The sequence below is a fragment of the Bacillus sp. K7 genome (assembly GCF_053903245.1).
This window is the reverse complement of the sequence record NZ_CP096406.1, coordinates 80,025-94,449: the sequence shown is the minus strand read 5'-3', so window position 1 is coordinate 94,449 and position 14,425 is coordinate 80,025. Positions and strand designations below refer to the sequence as shown.

Annotated in this window: 11 protein-coding genes and 2 rRNA genes; all 13 read right to left on the bottom strand. The window is 46.5% G+C overall.

The window, feature by feature from the left end:
- Window positions 1-41: 41 nt before the first annotated feature.
- Window positions 42-2,969 (bottom strand): 23S ribosomal RNA (locus M1D98_RS00490).
- Window positions 2,970-3,139: 170 nt separating this feature from the next.
- Window positions 3,140-4,689: ribosomal RNA gene (locus M1D98_RS00485) — 16S ribosomal RNA — on the bottom strand.
- The 16S and 23S rRNA genes sit together here, the layout of an rRNA operon.
- Before the next feature lie 309 nt (window positions 4,690-4,998).
- On the bottom strand, window positions 4,999-6,498 hold the full coding sequence (lysS, locus tag M1D98_RS00480; protein WP_121641707.1) for a lysine--tRNA ligase: 1,500 nt from the start codon (window positions 6,496-6,498) through the stop codon (window positions 4,999-5,001).
- Window positions 6,499-6,589: 91 nt separating this feature from the next.
- Entirely contained in the window at window positions 6,590-7,591 is a 1,002-nt protein-coding gene (gene dusB / locus M1D98_RS00475) for a tRNA dihydrouridine synthase DusB (RefSeq protein WP_100739311.1), read from the bottom strand.
- A 16-nt stretch (window positions 7,592-7,607) separates the two neighbouring features.
- Complete coding sequence (locus tag M1D98_RS00470) at window positions 7,608-7,826, bottom strand: helix-turn-helix domain-containing protein (protein WP_039076421.1); 219 nt, start codon at window positions 7,824-7,826, stop codon at window positions 7,608-7,610.
- Window positions 7,778-8,281, bottom strand: coding sequence for a 2-amino-4-hydroxy-6-hydroxymethyldihydropteridine diphosphokinase (gene folK / locus M1D98_RS00465; protein WP_456279900.1), 504 nt, complete (start codon window positions 8,279-8,281; stop codon window positions 7,778-7,780). The genes M1D98_RS00470 and folK overlap by 49 nt, the downstream gene beginning before the upstream one ends.
- Complete coding sequence (gene folB, locus M1D98_RS00460) at window positions 8,278-8,640, bottom strand: dihydroneopterin aldolase (protein ID WP_039076423.1); 363 nt, start codon at window positions 8,638-8,640, stop codon at window positions 8,278-8,280. Before folB ends, folK begins: the two co-directional genes overlap by 4 nt.
- Window positions 8,633-9,490 carry a dihydropteroate synthase gene (gene folP, locus M1D98_RS00455; RefSeq protein WP_129550807.1) on the bottom strand — a complete coding sequence of 286 codons (858 nt, stop codon included), beginning with the start codon at window positions 9,488-9,490 and terminating at the stop codon, window positions 8,633-8,635. The genes folB and folP overlap by 8 nt, the downstream gene beginning before the upstream one ends.
- Entirely contained in the window at window positions 9,472-10,353 is an 882-nt protein-coding gene (pabC, locus tag M1D98_RS00450) for an aminodeoxychorismate lyase (RefSeq protein WP_456280211.1), read from the bottom strand. Before pabC ends, folP begins: the two co-directional genes overlap by 19 nt.
- A complete protein-coding gene (pabA, locus tag M1D98_RS00445) occupies window positions 10,353-10,937 on the bottom strand; it encodes an aminodeoxychorismate/anthranilate synthase component II (RefSeq protein ID WP_121641703.1) in 585 nt (194 codons plus the stop codon). The genes pabC and pabA overlap by 1 nt, the downstream gene beginning before the upstream one ends.
- Window positions 10,934-12,364: an anthranilate synthase component I family protein gene (locus tag M1D98_RS00440; protein WP_268529124.1), complete on the bottom strand. Its 1,431-nt coding sequence runs from the start codon at window positions 12,362-12,364 to the stop codon at window positions 10,934-10,936. Before M1D98_RS00440 ends, pabA begins: the two co-directional genes overlap by 4 nt.
- Before the next feature lie 162 nt (window positions 12,365-12,526).
- The gene (cysK, locus tag M1D98_RS00435) at window positions 12,527-13,453 is read right to left on the bottom strand and encodes a cysteine synthase A (protein ID WP_268522481.1); all 927 of its coding nucleotides are present in this window, start codon (window positions 13,451-13,453) and stop codon (window positions 12,527-12,529) included.
- Window positions 13,454-13,528: 75 nt separating this feature from the next.
- Entirely contained in the window at window positions 13,529-14,422 is an 894-nt protein-coding gene (locus M1D98_RS00430; protein ID WP_435576164.1) for a peptidyl-prolyl cis-trans isomerase, read from the bottom strand.
- Between the last annotated feature and the right edge of the window lie 3 nt (window positions 14,423-14,425).

The window sequence follows — 14,425 nt, the reverse complement described above, 5'->3', positions numbered from 1 at the left end:
TTCTCTCAAAACTAGATAACAGATGTGACATCAATCAAAATGTGGTTAAGTCCTCGATCGATTAGTATCTGTCAGCTCCATGTGTCGCCACACTTCCACCTCAGACCTATCAACCTGATCATCTTTCAGGGATCTTACTTCCTTGCGGAATGGGAAATCTCATCTTGAGGGGGGCTTCATGCTTAGATGCTTTCAGCACTTATCCCGTCCGCACATAGCTACCCAGCGATGCCCTTGGCAGAACAACTGGTACACCAGCGGTGCGTCCATCCCGGTCCTCTCGTACTAAGGACAGCTCCTCTCAAATTTCCTGCGCCCGCGACGGATAGGGACCGAACTGTCTCACGACGTTCTGAACCCAGCTCGCGTACCGCTTTAATGGGCGAACAGCCCAACCCTTGGGACCGACTACAGCCCCAGGATGCGATGAGCCGACATCGAGGTGCCAAACCTCCCCGTCGATGTGGACTCTTGGGGGAGATAAGCCTGTTATCCCCGGGGTAGCTTTTATCCGTTGAGCGATGGCCCTTCCATGCGGAACCACCGGATCACTAAGCCCGACTTTCGTCCCTGCTCGACTTGTAGGTCTCGCAGTCAAGCTCCCTTGTGCCTTTACACTCTGCGAATGATTTCCAACCATTCTGAGGGAACCTTTGGGCGCCTCCGTTACCTTTTAGGAGGCGACCGCCCCAGTCAAACTGCCCACCTGACACTGTCTCCCCGCCCGATAAGGGCGGCGGGTTAGAAGGTCAATACAGCCAGGGTAGTATCCCACCGATGCCTCCACCGAAGCTGGCGCTCCGGTTTCCAAGGCTCCTACCTATCCTGTACAAGCTGTACCAACATTCAATATCAGGCTGCAGTAAAGCTCCACGGGGTCTTTCCGTCCTGTCGCGGGTAACCTGCATCTTCACAGGTACTATAATTTCACCGAGTCTCTCGTTGAGACAGTGCCCAGATCGTTGCGCCTTTCGTGCGGGTCGGAACTTACCCGACAAGGAATTTCGCTACCTTAGGACCGTTATAGTTACGGCCGCCGTTTACTGGGGCTTCAATTCGCACCTTCGCTTACGCTAAGCGCTCCTCTTAACCTTCCAGCACCGGGCAGGCGTCAGCCCCTATACTTCGCCTTACGGCTTCGCAGAGACCTGTGTTTTTGCTAAACAGTCGCCTGGGCCTATTCACTGCGGCTCTCTCGGGCTTGCACCCTAACAGAGCACCCCTTCTCCCGAAGTTACGGGGTCATTTTGCCGAGTTCCTTAACGAGAGTTCTCTCGATCACCTTAGGATTCTCTCCTCGCCTACCTGTGTCGGTTTGCGGTACGGGCACCTCTCACCTCGCTAGAGGCTTTTCTTGGCAGTGTGGAATCAGGAACTTCGCTACTATATTTCGCTCGCCATCACAGCTCAGCCTTATGGGAAACGGATTTGCCTATTTCCCAGCCTAACTGCTTGGACGCGGATATCCAATACCGCGCTTACCCTATCCTCCTGCGTCCCCCCATTGCTCAAATGGTGAGGAGGTGGTACAGGAATATCAACCTGTTGTCCATCGCCTACGCCTTTCGGCCTCGGCTTAGGTCCCGACTAACCCTGAGCGGACGAGCCTTCCTCAGGAAACCTTAGGCATTCGGTGGAGGGGATTCTCACCCCTCTTTCGCTACTCATACCGGCATTCTCACTTCTAAGCGCTCCACCAGTCCTTCCGGTCTGGCTTCACAGCCCTTAGAACGCTCTCCTACCACTGTTCGAAGAACAGTCCGCAGCTTCGGTGATACGTTTAGCCCCGGTACATTTTCGGCGCAGAGTCACTCGACCAGTGAGCTATTACGCACTCTTTAAATGGTGGCTGCTTCTAAGCCAACATCCTGGTTGTCTAAGCAACTCCACATCCTTTTCCACTTAACGTATACTTTGGGACCTTAGCTGGCGGTCTGGGCTGTTTCCCTTTCGACTACGGATCTTATCACTCGCAGTCTGACTCCCAAGGATAAGTCATTGGCATTCGGAGTTTGACTGAATTCGGTAACCCGGTAGGGGCCCCTAGTCCAATCAGTGCTCTACCTCCAAGACTCTTACCTTGAGGCTAGCCCTAAAGCTATTTCGGAGAGAACCAGCTATCTCCAGGTTCGATTGGCATTTCACCCCTACCCACACCTCATCCCCGCACTTTTCAACGTGCGTGGGTTCGGGCCTCCATTCAGTGTTACCTGAACTTCACCCTGGACATGGGTAGATCACCTGGTTTCGGGTCTACGACCACGTACTCATGCGCCCTATTCAGACTCGCTTTCGCTGCGGCTCCGCATCTTCTGCTTAACCTTGCACGGGATCGTAACTCGCCGGTTCATTCTACAAAAGGCACGCCATCACCCGTTAACGGGCTCTGACTACTTGTAGGCACACGGTTTCAGGATCTCTTTCACTCCCCTTCCGGGGTGCTTTTCACCTTTCCCTCACGGTACTGGTTCACTATCGGTCACTAGGGAGTATTTAGCCTTGGGAGATGGTCCTCCCGGATTCCGACGGAATTTCACGTGTTCCGCCGTACTCAGGATCCACTCAGGAGAGAACGAAGTTTTGACTACAGGGCTGTTACCTCCTATGGCGGGCCTTTCCAGACCTCTTCATCTACCTCGTTCCTTTGTAACTCCGTACAGAGTGTCCTACAACCCCAAGAGGCAAGCCTCTTGGTTTGGGCTAATCCCGTTTCGCTCGCCGCTACTCAGGGAATCGCATTTGCTTTCTCTTCCTCCGGGTACTTAGATGTTTCAGTTCCCCGGGTCTGCCTTCTCATATCCTATGAATTCAGATATGGATACCACTCCATTACGAGTGGTGGGTTTCCCCATTCGGAAATCTCCGGATCAAAGCTTGCTTACAGCTCCCCGAAGCATATCGGTGTTCGTCCCGTCCTTCATCGGCTCCTAGTGCCAAGGCATCCACCGTGCGCCCTTTCTAACTTAACCGTTAAAAAGTATCACTATGTGATATCTTGTCTTACTAATTGAATGTGATGTCTACTGTTATCTAGTTTTCAAAGAACACGTTTCGAAGGAATGATCCTTCAAAACTAAACAAGACAGGGAACGTTCTGTTTATAAGACCCAAGGTCTTATATTCCGTAATATATCCTTAGAAAGGAGGTGATCCAGCCGCACCTTCCGATACGGCTACCTTGTTACGACTTCACCCCAATCATCTGTCCCACCTTCGGCGGCTGGCTCCTAAAAGGTTACCTCACCGACTTCGGGTGTTACAAACTCTCGTGGTGTGACGGGCGGTGTGTACAAGGCCCGGGAACGTATTCACCGCGGCATGCTGATCCGCGATTACTAGCGATTCCAGCTTCACGCAGTCGAGTTGCAGACTGCGATCCGAACTGAGAACAGATTTGTGGGATTGGCTTAACCTCGCGGTTTCGCTGCCCTTTGTTCTGTCCATTGTAGCACGTGTGTAGCCCAGGTCATAAGGGGCATGATGATTTGACGTCATCCCCACCTTCCTCCGGTTTGTCACCGGCAGTCACCTTAGAGTGCCCAACTGAATGCTGGCAACTAAGATCAAGGGTTGCGCTCGTTGCGGGACTTAACCCAACATCTCACGACACGAGCTGACGACAACCATGCACCACCTGTCACTCTGCCCCCGAAGGGGACGTCCTATCTCTAGGATTGTCAGAGGATGTCAAGACCTGGTAAGGTTCTTCGCGTTGCTTCGAATTAAACCACATGCTCCACCGCTTGTGCGGGCCCCCGTCAATTCCTTTGAGTTTCAGTCTTGCGACCGTACTCCCCAGGCGGAGTGCTTAATGCGTTAGCTGCAGCACTAAGGGGCGGAAACCCCCTAACACTTAGCACTCATCGTTTACGGCGTGGACTACCAGGGTATCTAATCCTGTTCGCTCCCCACGCTTTCGCTCCTCAGCGTCAGTTACAGACCAGAGAGTCGCCTTCGCCACTGGTGTTCCTCCACATCTCTACGCATTTCACCGCTACACGTGGAATTCCACTCTCCTCTTCTGCACTCAAGTTCCCCAGTTTCCAATGACCCTCCCCGGTTGAGCCGGGGGCTTTCACATCAGACTTAAGAAACCGCCTGCGAGCCCTTTACGCCCAATAATTCCGGACAACGCTTGCCACCTACGTATTACCGCGGCTGCTGGCACGTAGTTAGCCGTGGCTTTCTGGTTAGGTACCGTCAAGGTGCCGCCCTATTCGAACGGCACTTGTTCTTCCCTAACAACAGAGCTTTACGATCCGAAAACCTTCATCACTCACGCGGCGTTGCTCCGTCAGACTTTCGTCCATTGCGGAAGATTCCCTACTGCTGCCTCCCGTAGGAGTCTGGGCCGTGTCTCAGTCCCAGTGTGGCCGATCACCCTCTCAGGTCGGCTACGCATCGTTGCCTTGGTGAGCCATTACCTCACCAACTAGCTAATGCGCCGCGGGTCCATCTGTAAGTGGTAGCCGAAGCCACCTTTTATGTTTGAACCATGCGGTTCAAACAAGCATCCGGTATTAGCCCCGGTTTCCCGGAGTTATCCCAGTCTTACAGGCAGGTTACCCACGTGTTACTCACCCGTCCGCCGCTAACATCAGGGAGCAAGCTCCCATCTGTCCGCTCGACTTGCATGTATTAGGCACGCCGCCAGCGTTCGTCCTGAGCCAGGATCAAACTCTCCGATAAAAGTTTGACTGACTACGCACATCGCTGTGCGATTTATAAAAAATGAATTAACAGGTACGTTTTGTCTTGTTTAGTTTTCAAAGATCATTTTGTTCGTCGACTTCGTTTAAGCGACTTTATTATTATAACTCGCTGACTCAGTGAAGTCAATAACTTTTTTGAATTTCTTTTTTGATCATTGCCTTGTTTAGCGGCAACGAATAATAATATACCACCTTGTAAATAATAGTGCAATAGTTTTTTTGAAGAAATACTTAAGGATTTAAAAAGAGCGGCATCCTTTCACTTGAAGGATGCCGCTCTTCTTTATTAGCGCTGTCTCATTTGCGGGAATAACAGCACATCACGAATAGAAGGTGCATTCGTCAGCAGCATAACCAGACGGTCGATACCAATTCCTAAGCCTCCTGTTGGCGGCATGCCGTATTCCAGAGCTTCAACAAAGTCTTCATCCATTAAATGAGCTTCATCGTTACCAGCTTCACGTTCTTTTAATTGCTCTTCAAAACGTTCTCTTTGATCAATAGGATCATTCAGCTCTGTAAACGCGTTTGCATGTTCACGGCCAACGATAAACAGTTCAAAACGATCTGTAAAACGCGGGTCCTCTGGATTTTTCTTGGCTAGAGGAGAGATTTCTACAGGATGTCCGTAAATAAACGTTGGCTGAATCAGCGTTTCTTCGATTTTTTGTTCGAAGAATTCGTTGATGATATGGCCTACCGTCATAGAATCTTTTATCTCTACGCCATGTTCTTTTGCGTATTCACGCGCTTGTTGAACATTAACTTCTTCCCAAAAATCAACACCAGTCGCTTCTTTGACTGCGTCAACCATATGGATTCTTTTCCATTCAGGTTTAAGGTCGATTTGTTCTTCACCGTATTGGATCGTAGTCGTACCAAGCACTTCTTGGGCAATATGAGCAACGAGGTTTTCAGTTAAGCTCATGATATCTTTATAGTCCGCATATGCTTCATATAACTCAATCATCGTGAATTCAGGGTTATGGCGTGTAGAGACACCTTCATTACGGAAAACACGGCCGATTTCATAAACCTTTTCTAATCCGCCGACAATCAGACGTTTTAGGTGCAGTTCAATTGCAATACGCATGTAGAGCGGAATATCCAATGCATTGTGATGGGTGATAAACGGGCGTGCAGAAGCGCCCCCAGGAATGCTATGCATTGTCGGTGTTTCTACTTCTAAGTATCCGTGATCATCAAGGTATCTTCTCATAGCTTGAATGATCTTGCTTCGTGCGATGAACGTATGTTTGCTGTCTGGATTTACGATAAGATCCAGATAGCGCTGGCGGTAGCGCTGCTCAACGTCTTTTAAACCATGGTATTTGTCAGGAAGCGGACGAAGCGCTTTTGTCAGCAATTCAAAAGAAGTTGCTTTAACAGACAATTCGCCTACATTTGTTTTGAAGACTTTTCCGGTTACACCGATAAGATCCCCGAGGTCAGAAGACTTGAAGATTTCGTATTGGTCATCACCGACACTGTCTTTTCGTACATAGATTTGGATTTGGCCTTCTAAGTCCTGAAGATGGGCAAAACCAGCTTTTCCTTTACCTCGTTTTGTCATCATGCGGCCTGCGATTGTGACTTCAATCGCTTTTTCTTCTAACTCTTCTTTGGTTAGTTCTTGATATGCTGAAATAACTTCCTGAGATTGATGAGTTCTTTCAAAACGTGCGCCGAACGGATCAATGCCGTTATCTCTCAGCTGGTTCATTTTATCGCGTCTGACTTGCAGCTGGTCATTCAATTCTTCATGGTTTTGCTCTTCTTGACTCATTGTTATCACTCCATTACAGATATTGTTTCATGAAAAAAGCAGAAAAACTGCCAGCATAAAACTGGCAGTGAGCAGCAAATAGAGGTGAGTATTATCCTACTTTTGCGTTTTGAAGCTCTTTTGCCTCAACTTCAACAGTAAATGCATCTAAAAGCTGCACAACCTCTTCTCTTGTCTCGCAATGATTGATGTCATTACGAACATTCGCATTGCCTCTTACGCCTTTCAGATACCATGCAGCGTGCTTTCTCATTTCTCTTACCGCTACGTTTTCACCTTTTAAGTCAATCAGGCGGTCAAGGTGCAGTTTGCATACAGCCATCTTTTCGCGTACTTGCGGCTCTTCTTTCAATTCACCTGTTTCAAGGTACTGAACCGTACGGTAAATCATCCACGGATTGCCCAATGCAGCGCGACCAATCATGACACCGTCTACTCCTGTTTCATCGAGCATACGCTTAGCATCCTGCGGCGTCTTAACATCGCCGTTTCCGATAACCGGAATTGATACTGATTGTTTTACTTCTTTAATGATGTCCCAGTTTGCGGTTCCTTCGTACATTTGAACTCTTGTACGGCCGTGGAGCGCAACTGCTTTTCCGCCGGCACGTTCTACAGCCTGTGCGTTTTTCACTGCGAAAATGTGGTCTTCATCCCAACCCATTCTCATTTTTACTGTAACTGGTTTATCAACGGCATCCACTACTGCAGAAACCATTTCGTAAATCTTATCAGGATCGAGAAGCCATTTCGCTCCCGCGTCACATTTTGTAATCTTCGGTACAGGGCATCCCATATTAATATCAATAATATCAGCAGTTGTGTTTTGGTCTACAAATTTCGCCGCTTCCACAAGGGTTTCCTTTTTTCCTCCAAAGATTTGAAGGCTGAGCGGTTTTTCGCGTTCATCAATGTAAAGCATCCCCATGGTTCTTGCATTGTTGTAAAGGATCGCTTTGTCACTGACCATTTCAGCGCATACCAACCCAGCACCGAATTCCTTTACAGTCAACCTGAATGCCGAGTTGCAGACACCAGCCATCGGGGCAAGGACAACCCGGTTTTTCAATTGAATATCTCCGATTTTAAACATATTTGACCTCCCTTCATCATTTGTTATCTTTTTCTGACGGCGCTAATTCGTCCACGCTTATATTTAAAACATCTGCTGCACCTTGAATGATGTCAGCTGACGGCAATCGGTTTCCGCGTTCAATTTCGCCGAGAATAGAAACTGATATACCTAATGCTTTTGCAAATCCTTCTTGAGTATAACCTTTCAGCTTTCTGAATGCACGAATTCGTCTACCCCAGATATCTGCTTCCATACTCTTACACCTTCTTGGTCTGTTTCCGCGCTTATTGCCTCTTCTTCAACCTGCTGGCAAATCTCCGCGAGCGGCACAAGGACAAACAAACGCTCATACATTCTCGGATGCGGAACAATTAGTTGCTCTGTTTCAATATTTTCACGATTAAACAGCAAAATGTCAAGGTCTGCCGTCCGCGGTCCCCATCTTACTTCCCTTGTTCTGCCTAACTCATATTCTATATGCTGTGTCAGTTCTAGAAGTTCAAAAGGGTTCATCGATGTCGTGATTTCAACAGCCATATTCAAGAATTCAGCTTGATCTTCGTATCCGACCGGATCAGTTTCGTAAATAGAGGATACTTTAGTAACTGTCACCTCATCATGTTGATGCAACAATGTCACCGCTCGCCTTAAATACTTTTCTTTATCTCCAATGTTCGACCCAAGCGCAATATAAGCTATATTGTTCATGATTTTTTTCTCGTGATTTCAATCGCTACTGATTTATAGTGTCCGGGAATTGGCGGATCGGGCTTAATGACTTTCACAGTACATTGCTTTACTGGCTTAAATTTGTTAAGGACAGATTCAGCAATACGTTCCGCCAGTGTTTCCACCAATTTCACAGGTTCCCCTTCTACGATATCTTTACATACGTGATAGAGCTCAGCGTAGTTGATCGTTTCCTCAAGGTCGTCTGTTTGTCCGGCTTTGCTTAAATCCAGCTCAGCGGTTAGATCAACTTTAAACCGCTGACCAAGCTTGTTTTCCTCTTTGAACACACCGTGATATCCGTAAAACTCCATTCCTTCTACATAGACTTTATCCATGGTGCTTCCCTCCCTTATTCAGCATTGCGTCCATCATTTTCGCCATTCTGGCAATTTGTTTTACATCATGGACCCTGACGATGTCGCAGCCTTTTTGAATCCCGAGACACACAGTTGCACCTGTGCCCTCAGTCCGCTCCTCAGGCGGAAGATCCAACACACGTCCGATGAATCTTTTTCGGGAGGTTGCCAAAAGAACCGGATACCCCAGTCCGCTGAAAATCTCGAGTTTGTTCATCACTGCCAAATTATCGTGATAGGTTTTTGCGAAACCAATTCCAGGATCAAGAATAATGTTCTTCTCCTCCACACCGGCCTCAACAGCGATTTTCACACTCTCCAATAAGTCCGATAACATATCCGGCAATAAGTCATTGTAATTCCTCTCTGGGCGGTTATGCATGAGAACAATCGGAACGTTGTGTTCGGCTGCAACAGATGCCATCTTCGGGTCATGTTTCGCTCCCCAAATATCATTGATGATAGATGCGCCGGCTTTAACAGCTTCATCTGCGACAGAAGCCTTGTACGTATCTACAGAAATCGGCACGCCCAGTTCTTTTGTGATACGCTCAATTACAGGAATCACTCTGGACATTTCCTCATCCTCTGACACATACTCGGCGCCGGGCCTTGTGGATTCTCCTCCGATGTCAATGATATGGGCACCGTCATCGATCATCTCTTTCGCGTGCAGCAACGCTTTGTCCAAGCTGTCATATTTTCCGCCGTCCGAGAAAGAGTCAGGCGTTACGTTTAAAATCCCCATCACCAGTGTCTTCTCGTTATATGATAAAGCGCTGGGCTTGGTGTGGATTACTTGTGTTTGGTCTATTGTTTGCTGCGCCATTCTCTTCCCCTCTTTTCATGAATCATGTTCTTTATTTCTTTTTTGTAAAGCATTTGAAGTGCAGAGAACGCTTCTCCGCTTTGACCCGCATAGCTTGCATTTTCTATTTTAGTAAATGGGATGATTTCCAGAACCGAGTTTGTCATCCACGCTTCATCAGCTGTCAAAAGAGCTTCCAGCGCGTATCGGCCCGTTTTGAGCTCCAGTCCTAATTTCTTTGCATTTTCAATGACAAAACGTCTCGTGACGCCGTCCAGAATACCTGTATCAATAGACGGAGTGTAAATGCAGCTGCCTTTTCTCCAGAAAACATTTGATATGATGCCTTCTGCAACAGCTCCATCGTCCGTCAAGAAAATCCCTTCGATACGCGGATCATTTCCGATTTCCCTTTTCGCATACATATTATTTAAATAATGATGAGATTTTAATCGGAACGTGCCCTCTGGTGTGTTTCTCCTTATTGATAAAACCTTACCTTCTTTTTGCATAGGAAGGCTTTCTGGGTTCAGCTGGTTCACAATACATAAAACAGTGGGGCTATCGTAAGTCTGGGCAACAAAGCCTTTATCGCTGATGCCGGCTGATATGTTCAATCTGACGCGGGCATCGCCATCCCTGATATCATTCAGCCAAAGCAGCTTGTCCAGCATCTCAAGAACCTCATGCTTTGAAACAGTATATTCGATTTGCAGATCTAAGAGCGCACGCTCAAGCCTTTCTATATGCCAATCAAGTAAAAACGGACACCCTTCGTAGAGCCTGAAGGTTTCGAAAACACCGATCCCATATAAAAAACCATGGTCAAAAGGAGAAAGAACTGCATCTTTCTCCTCTATATACCGGCCGTTAACATATATCATCACGCAATAACTTCCTTGCGGTATGTCTCAATGAAATTTCTGAGCATTTCTTTCCCAAATGAGGTCATAATGGATTCCGGGTGAAATTGCACGCCCTCAATCGGGAGGTCATTGTGGCGAATGGCCATGATTTCTCCTTCTTTCGTTTGTGCTGTTACTGTAAAACAGCTTGGCAGTGTCTCAGGTTTTACGATTAGCGAGTGATAACGAGTCGCAACAAGGGGATTTTTCAAACCTTCAAAGATTGTCTTGCCGTCATGCTCGATATTCGAGGTTTTTCCGTGCATCAGCCGCTCTGCTCTCACCACGTCACCACCAAACACTTGTGCGATGGACTGATGTCCGAGACAAACACCGAAAATGGGGATTCTTCCTGCAAAATGTTTAATTGCTTCTAGGCTAATCCCTGCCTCATCGGGGCTGCACGGTCCGGGTGAAATCATCAGAAAATCCGGAGACAGATCTTCAATTTCTTCAATCGTGATGTCGTCATTGCGTTTCACAATCAATTCTTCCCCAAGCTCGCCTAAATACTGCACCAAGTTGTACGTGAATGAATCGTAGTTATCAATCATTAAAATCATGTCTCAGCTCTCCTCATCTCATTTTTGGTCTCTTCTTTGCTCAGCTCTAACGCCTTTTGCATCGCAAAAGCTTTTTTGAATGATTCCCTGTATTCGTGCTTTGGAACAGAATCAATCACAACTCCTGCGCCGGACTGCATGAATGCCTGCCCTCCGGTTGCATAAATGGTTCGGATGACGATATTAAAATGAAGATCGTTGTTATATCCAAACCACCCTATAGATCCAGTATAAAGCCCGCGGCGTGTCGGCTCAAGTTCTTCTATAATTTCCATCGTTCTTACTTTGGGAGCACCTGTAATGGTTCCTCCGGGAAATACGGCATGAATAATATCTACAGCATCGTACCCATCCTGCAGTTCCCCTTGAACGTTAGATACGATGTGCATCACATGCGAGTATTTTTCGATGGCCATAAACTCGTTCACGTTCACAGACCCGTACCTTGATACTCTCCCTAAATCATTTCGCTCAAGATCAACCAGCATGACATGTTCAGCGCGTTCTTTTTCATTATGGATCAATTCGTTTGCGAGCGCCTTATCTTCTTCATCAGTTTTCCCTCTTGAACGGGTGCCTGCAATCGGTCTCGTCTCTAATCGTTTACCCTTTTTGCTGACAAGAAGTTCAGGCGATCCGCAAATGATCTGGAAATCAGGTGTCTCTAAATAAGCCATATAAGGAGAAGGATTTACTTCTCTCAGGGTTTTGTAAACTTGATATGGGTGGGCAGACAGTGACTGTGACTGCCTTACTGATAGATTAACCTGAAACACATCTCCGCTGGCGATGTATTGTTTGATTTTCTCTACAGCCTGCGAGAATCCATCCTCAGTAAATGGCGCCGCGAAGGAACCGTCCGTTTCATGCTTTATCTCTCGCGAAGGAATAGCCGGAAGCTCAGTCAGCCACATCTGTTCCAGCCCAGATAACTTCGCGTCAGCGGATGCGTGATCAGAATCATTAACATGAGTAATCAGCCACAGAGACTCTTCTTGATGGTCATAAACTGCTATATCATCAAATACAAGAAAATAAATATCTGGCGTTTCCAAATCATCTAGTGACAGCATTTTAAAATTTTCAATGTAACGTGCGTAATCATAGCTGAGGAAACCGATTGCCCCGCCTTGAAAATCCGGAAGCTCATGATTTGTTTCTGTTTCCAGCGTTTTAAACCAGCTGTGGAAGGCGCGTAATGGGTCACCTTCTTTAAACAGTATCTCATCACCATGCTTAATAGTCGTCATCCCGTCTTTTCCTTTTACAGTCGCAATTGGATCAAGACCGGCTATACTGTATCTGCCGCCTCTCGCGCTTTCAAGCAGCACATGATGTTTTTTGGTTTGTGCAAGTTTCTCAAATTGTTGTAAGAATGAGTCTTTTAGAAAAGGTACTTTTTTGCCTGCCGGTCTGCGTTGTGCCATTTATATCATTCCTCTATTTTCTTTTTTGCTTGATTTTTATTGTAAAGCAATCTTGTTGGTGAAAAAAGTGAATTTCTCTTCCAAGAATATCATTCGAAACAGACACGGCATATTTGATGCAGAAATACAAAAAAACTCCCGGCGGGCCGGGAGTTTGGCTTTTTAATCGAATTGATACAGCGGCGTGCTCAGATAACGTTCGCCGTTACTTGGAATGACGGCCAATACTTTTTTGCCTTTTCCAAGCTTTTTCGCTACTTGAAGAGCAGCATAAATTGCCGCGCCTGATGAGATGCCTCCGAGAATTCCTTCTTCACGTGCAGCTCTGCGTGCATATTCGAATGCCTCTTCATTCTTTACAGGGAAGATTTCATCGTATACTTCTGTGTTTAAGATGTCCGGCACAAATCCAGCTCCGATTCCCTGAATTTTGTGGGGGCCCGGTTTTCCTCCTGAAAGAACAGGAGAGTCTGACGGTTCAACAGCGTAAATTTTGATGGAAGGGTATGCTTCCTTCAGAATCTCGCCCGCTCCTGTAATTGTTCCGCCTGTGCCGATACCGGCTACAAATGCATCAAGCTGGTCATCGCCAAATTGCTCAACGATTTCTTTACCCGTTGTTTGGCGGTGAATTTCTGGATTAGAAGGGTTATTAAACTGTTGCGGCACAAAGTATCCGTGCTTTTCAGCAAGCTCTTCAGCTTTCTTAATGGCACCTTTCATTCCTTCCGCACCCGGAGTCAGCACAAGCTCAGCACCATATGCGCGAAGAAGGTTGCGGCGCTCCATGCTCATTGTATCAGGCATAACCAATATGGCTTTTAATCCTTTAGCAGCAGCAACCATCGCAAGCCCGATTCCGGTATTTCCGCTTGTCGGTTCAATGATTGTGTCACCAGCTTTTAATTTCCCTTCTCTTTCAGCAGCTTCAATCATGGCTAATCCGATACGGTCTTTTACACTGCTTCCAGGGTTCATGTATTCAAGCTTTAGATATACATCTGCGCTATTCTCATCTGCAAGGCGATTTAATTTAACGATTGGCGTATTCCCTATTAATTCAGTAATGGAGTTTGCTACACGTACCATTCTCGACACCTCAATTTCCGACTATTTGTATTGGTATTATGTATATAATCTATCAATTTCAAAATTTTTTGTCAATCACTTAGTACTTTTTTCCCCATAAAACCAAGATACATCGGCTTCTTTCCAAAGCGTTTTGACTGTCGCTTTATCACCTAACTGATCCATTGCGATTTGCCGTCTGATCTGATCCTTCACTTCATCATATGAGAATGTTCTCGCCCTTAGTTTTTCTTTCAGCTGAATAACGGCGTATCCGTTACTTACCTTTATCGGTTCGTCAGACCATTCATCCTCTTTAATTGTTTTTGCTTCTTCAATGTATGCTGACGGAATGTTGTCTGATGCTTCTGTGACAAAGCCTAAATCTCCGCCGTATGGTGATGTGTATCTGTCTGCAGACCTTTCCGCCGCTACAGCTTCAAAGCTTGAGCCGCCTTTCAGCTCTTTCAGGACTTCTCTCGCTTCTTCTTCATCTTTTACCACAATGTGACGAATTCGATACGAATCATCAAACTGATACAGCTCTTTATTTTTATTGTAGAATGATTTCATTTCTTTATTTGAAATATCAATATCCTTTGTTAACAGTTCCTCAAGGAGAATATTATAACGAATTTGGTCTTTCCACTCTTTTTCTGTTGTACGTTCGTCTTCGTAAAAAGAATTGTTAACCGCCTTAATCAACAAAAACTCACGATCAATTTCGTTTTTAGACACTTTGAGATTGTTCTTTTTGGCGAGCTGCTCAACGACTCGGGCATTGATCATATCTTCAAGTGTCGACTTTCCATATTGATCTTCCATTTCTTTCAGCCACTCTTGTCTCGTCACGCTTTTGCTTCCGACAGTCGCAATAGACTCCCCGGATGGCGATGCGCCGGCTTGGGATTTCGTCAGCGTATATGCAACGGCAATACAGCAAACCAACAGCGCCCCTAAAATAACGGTCCACATTGTTCTTGATTTCAAACC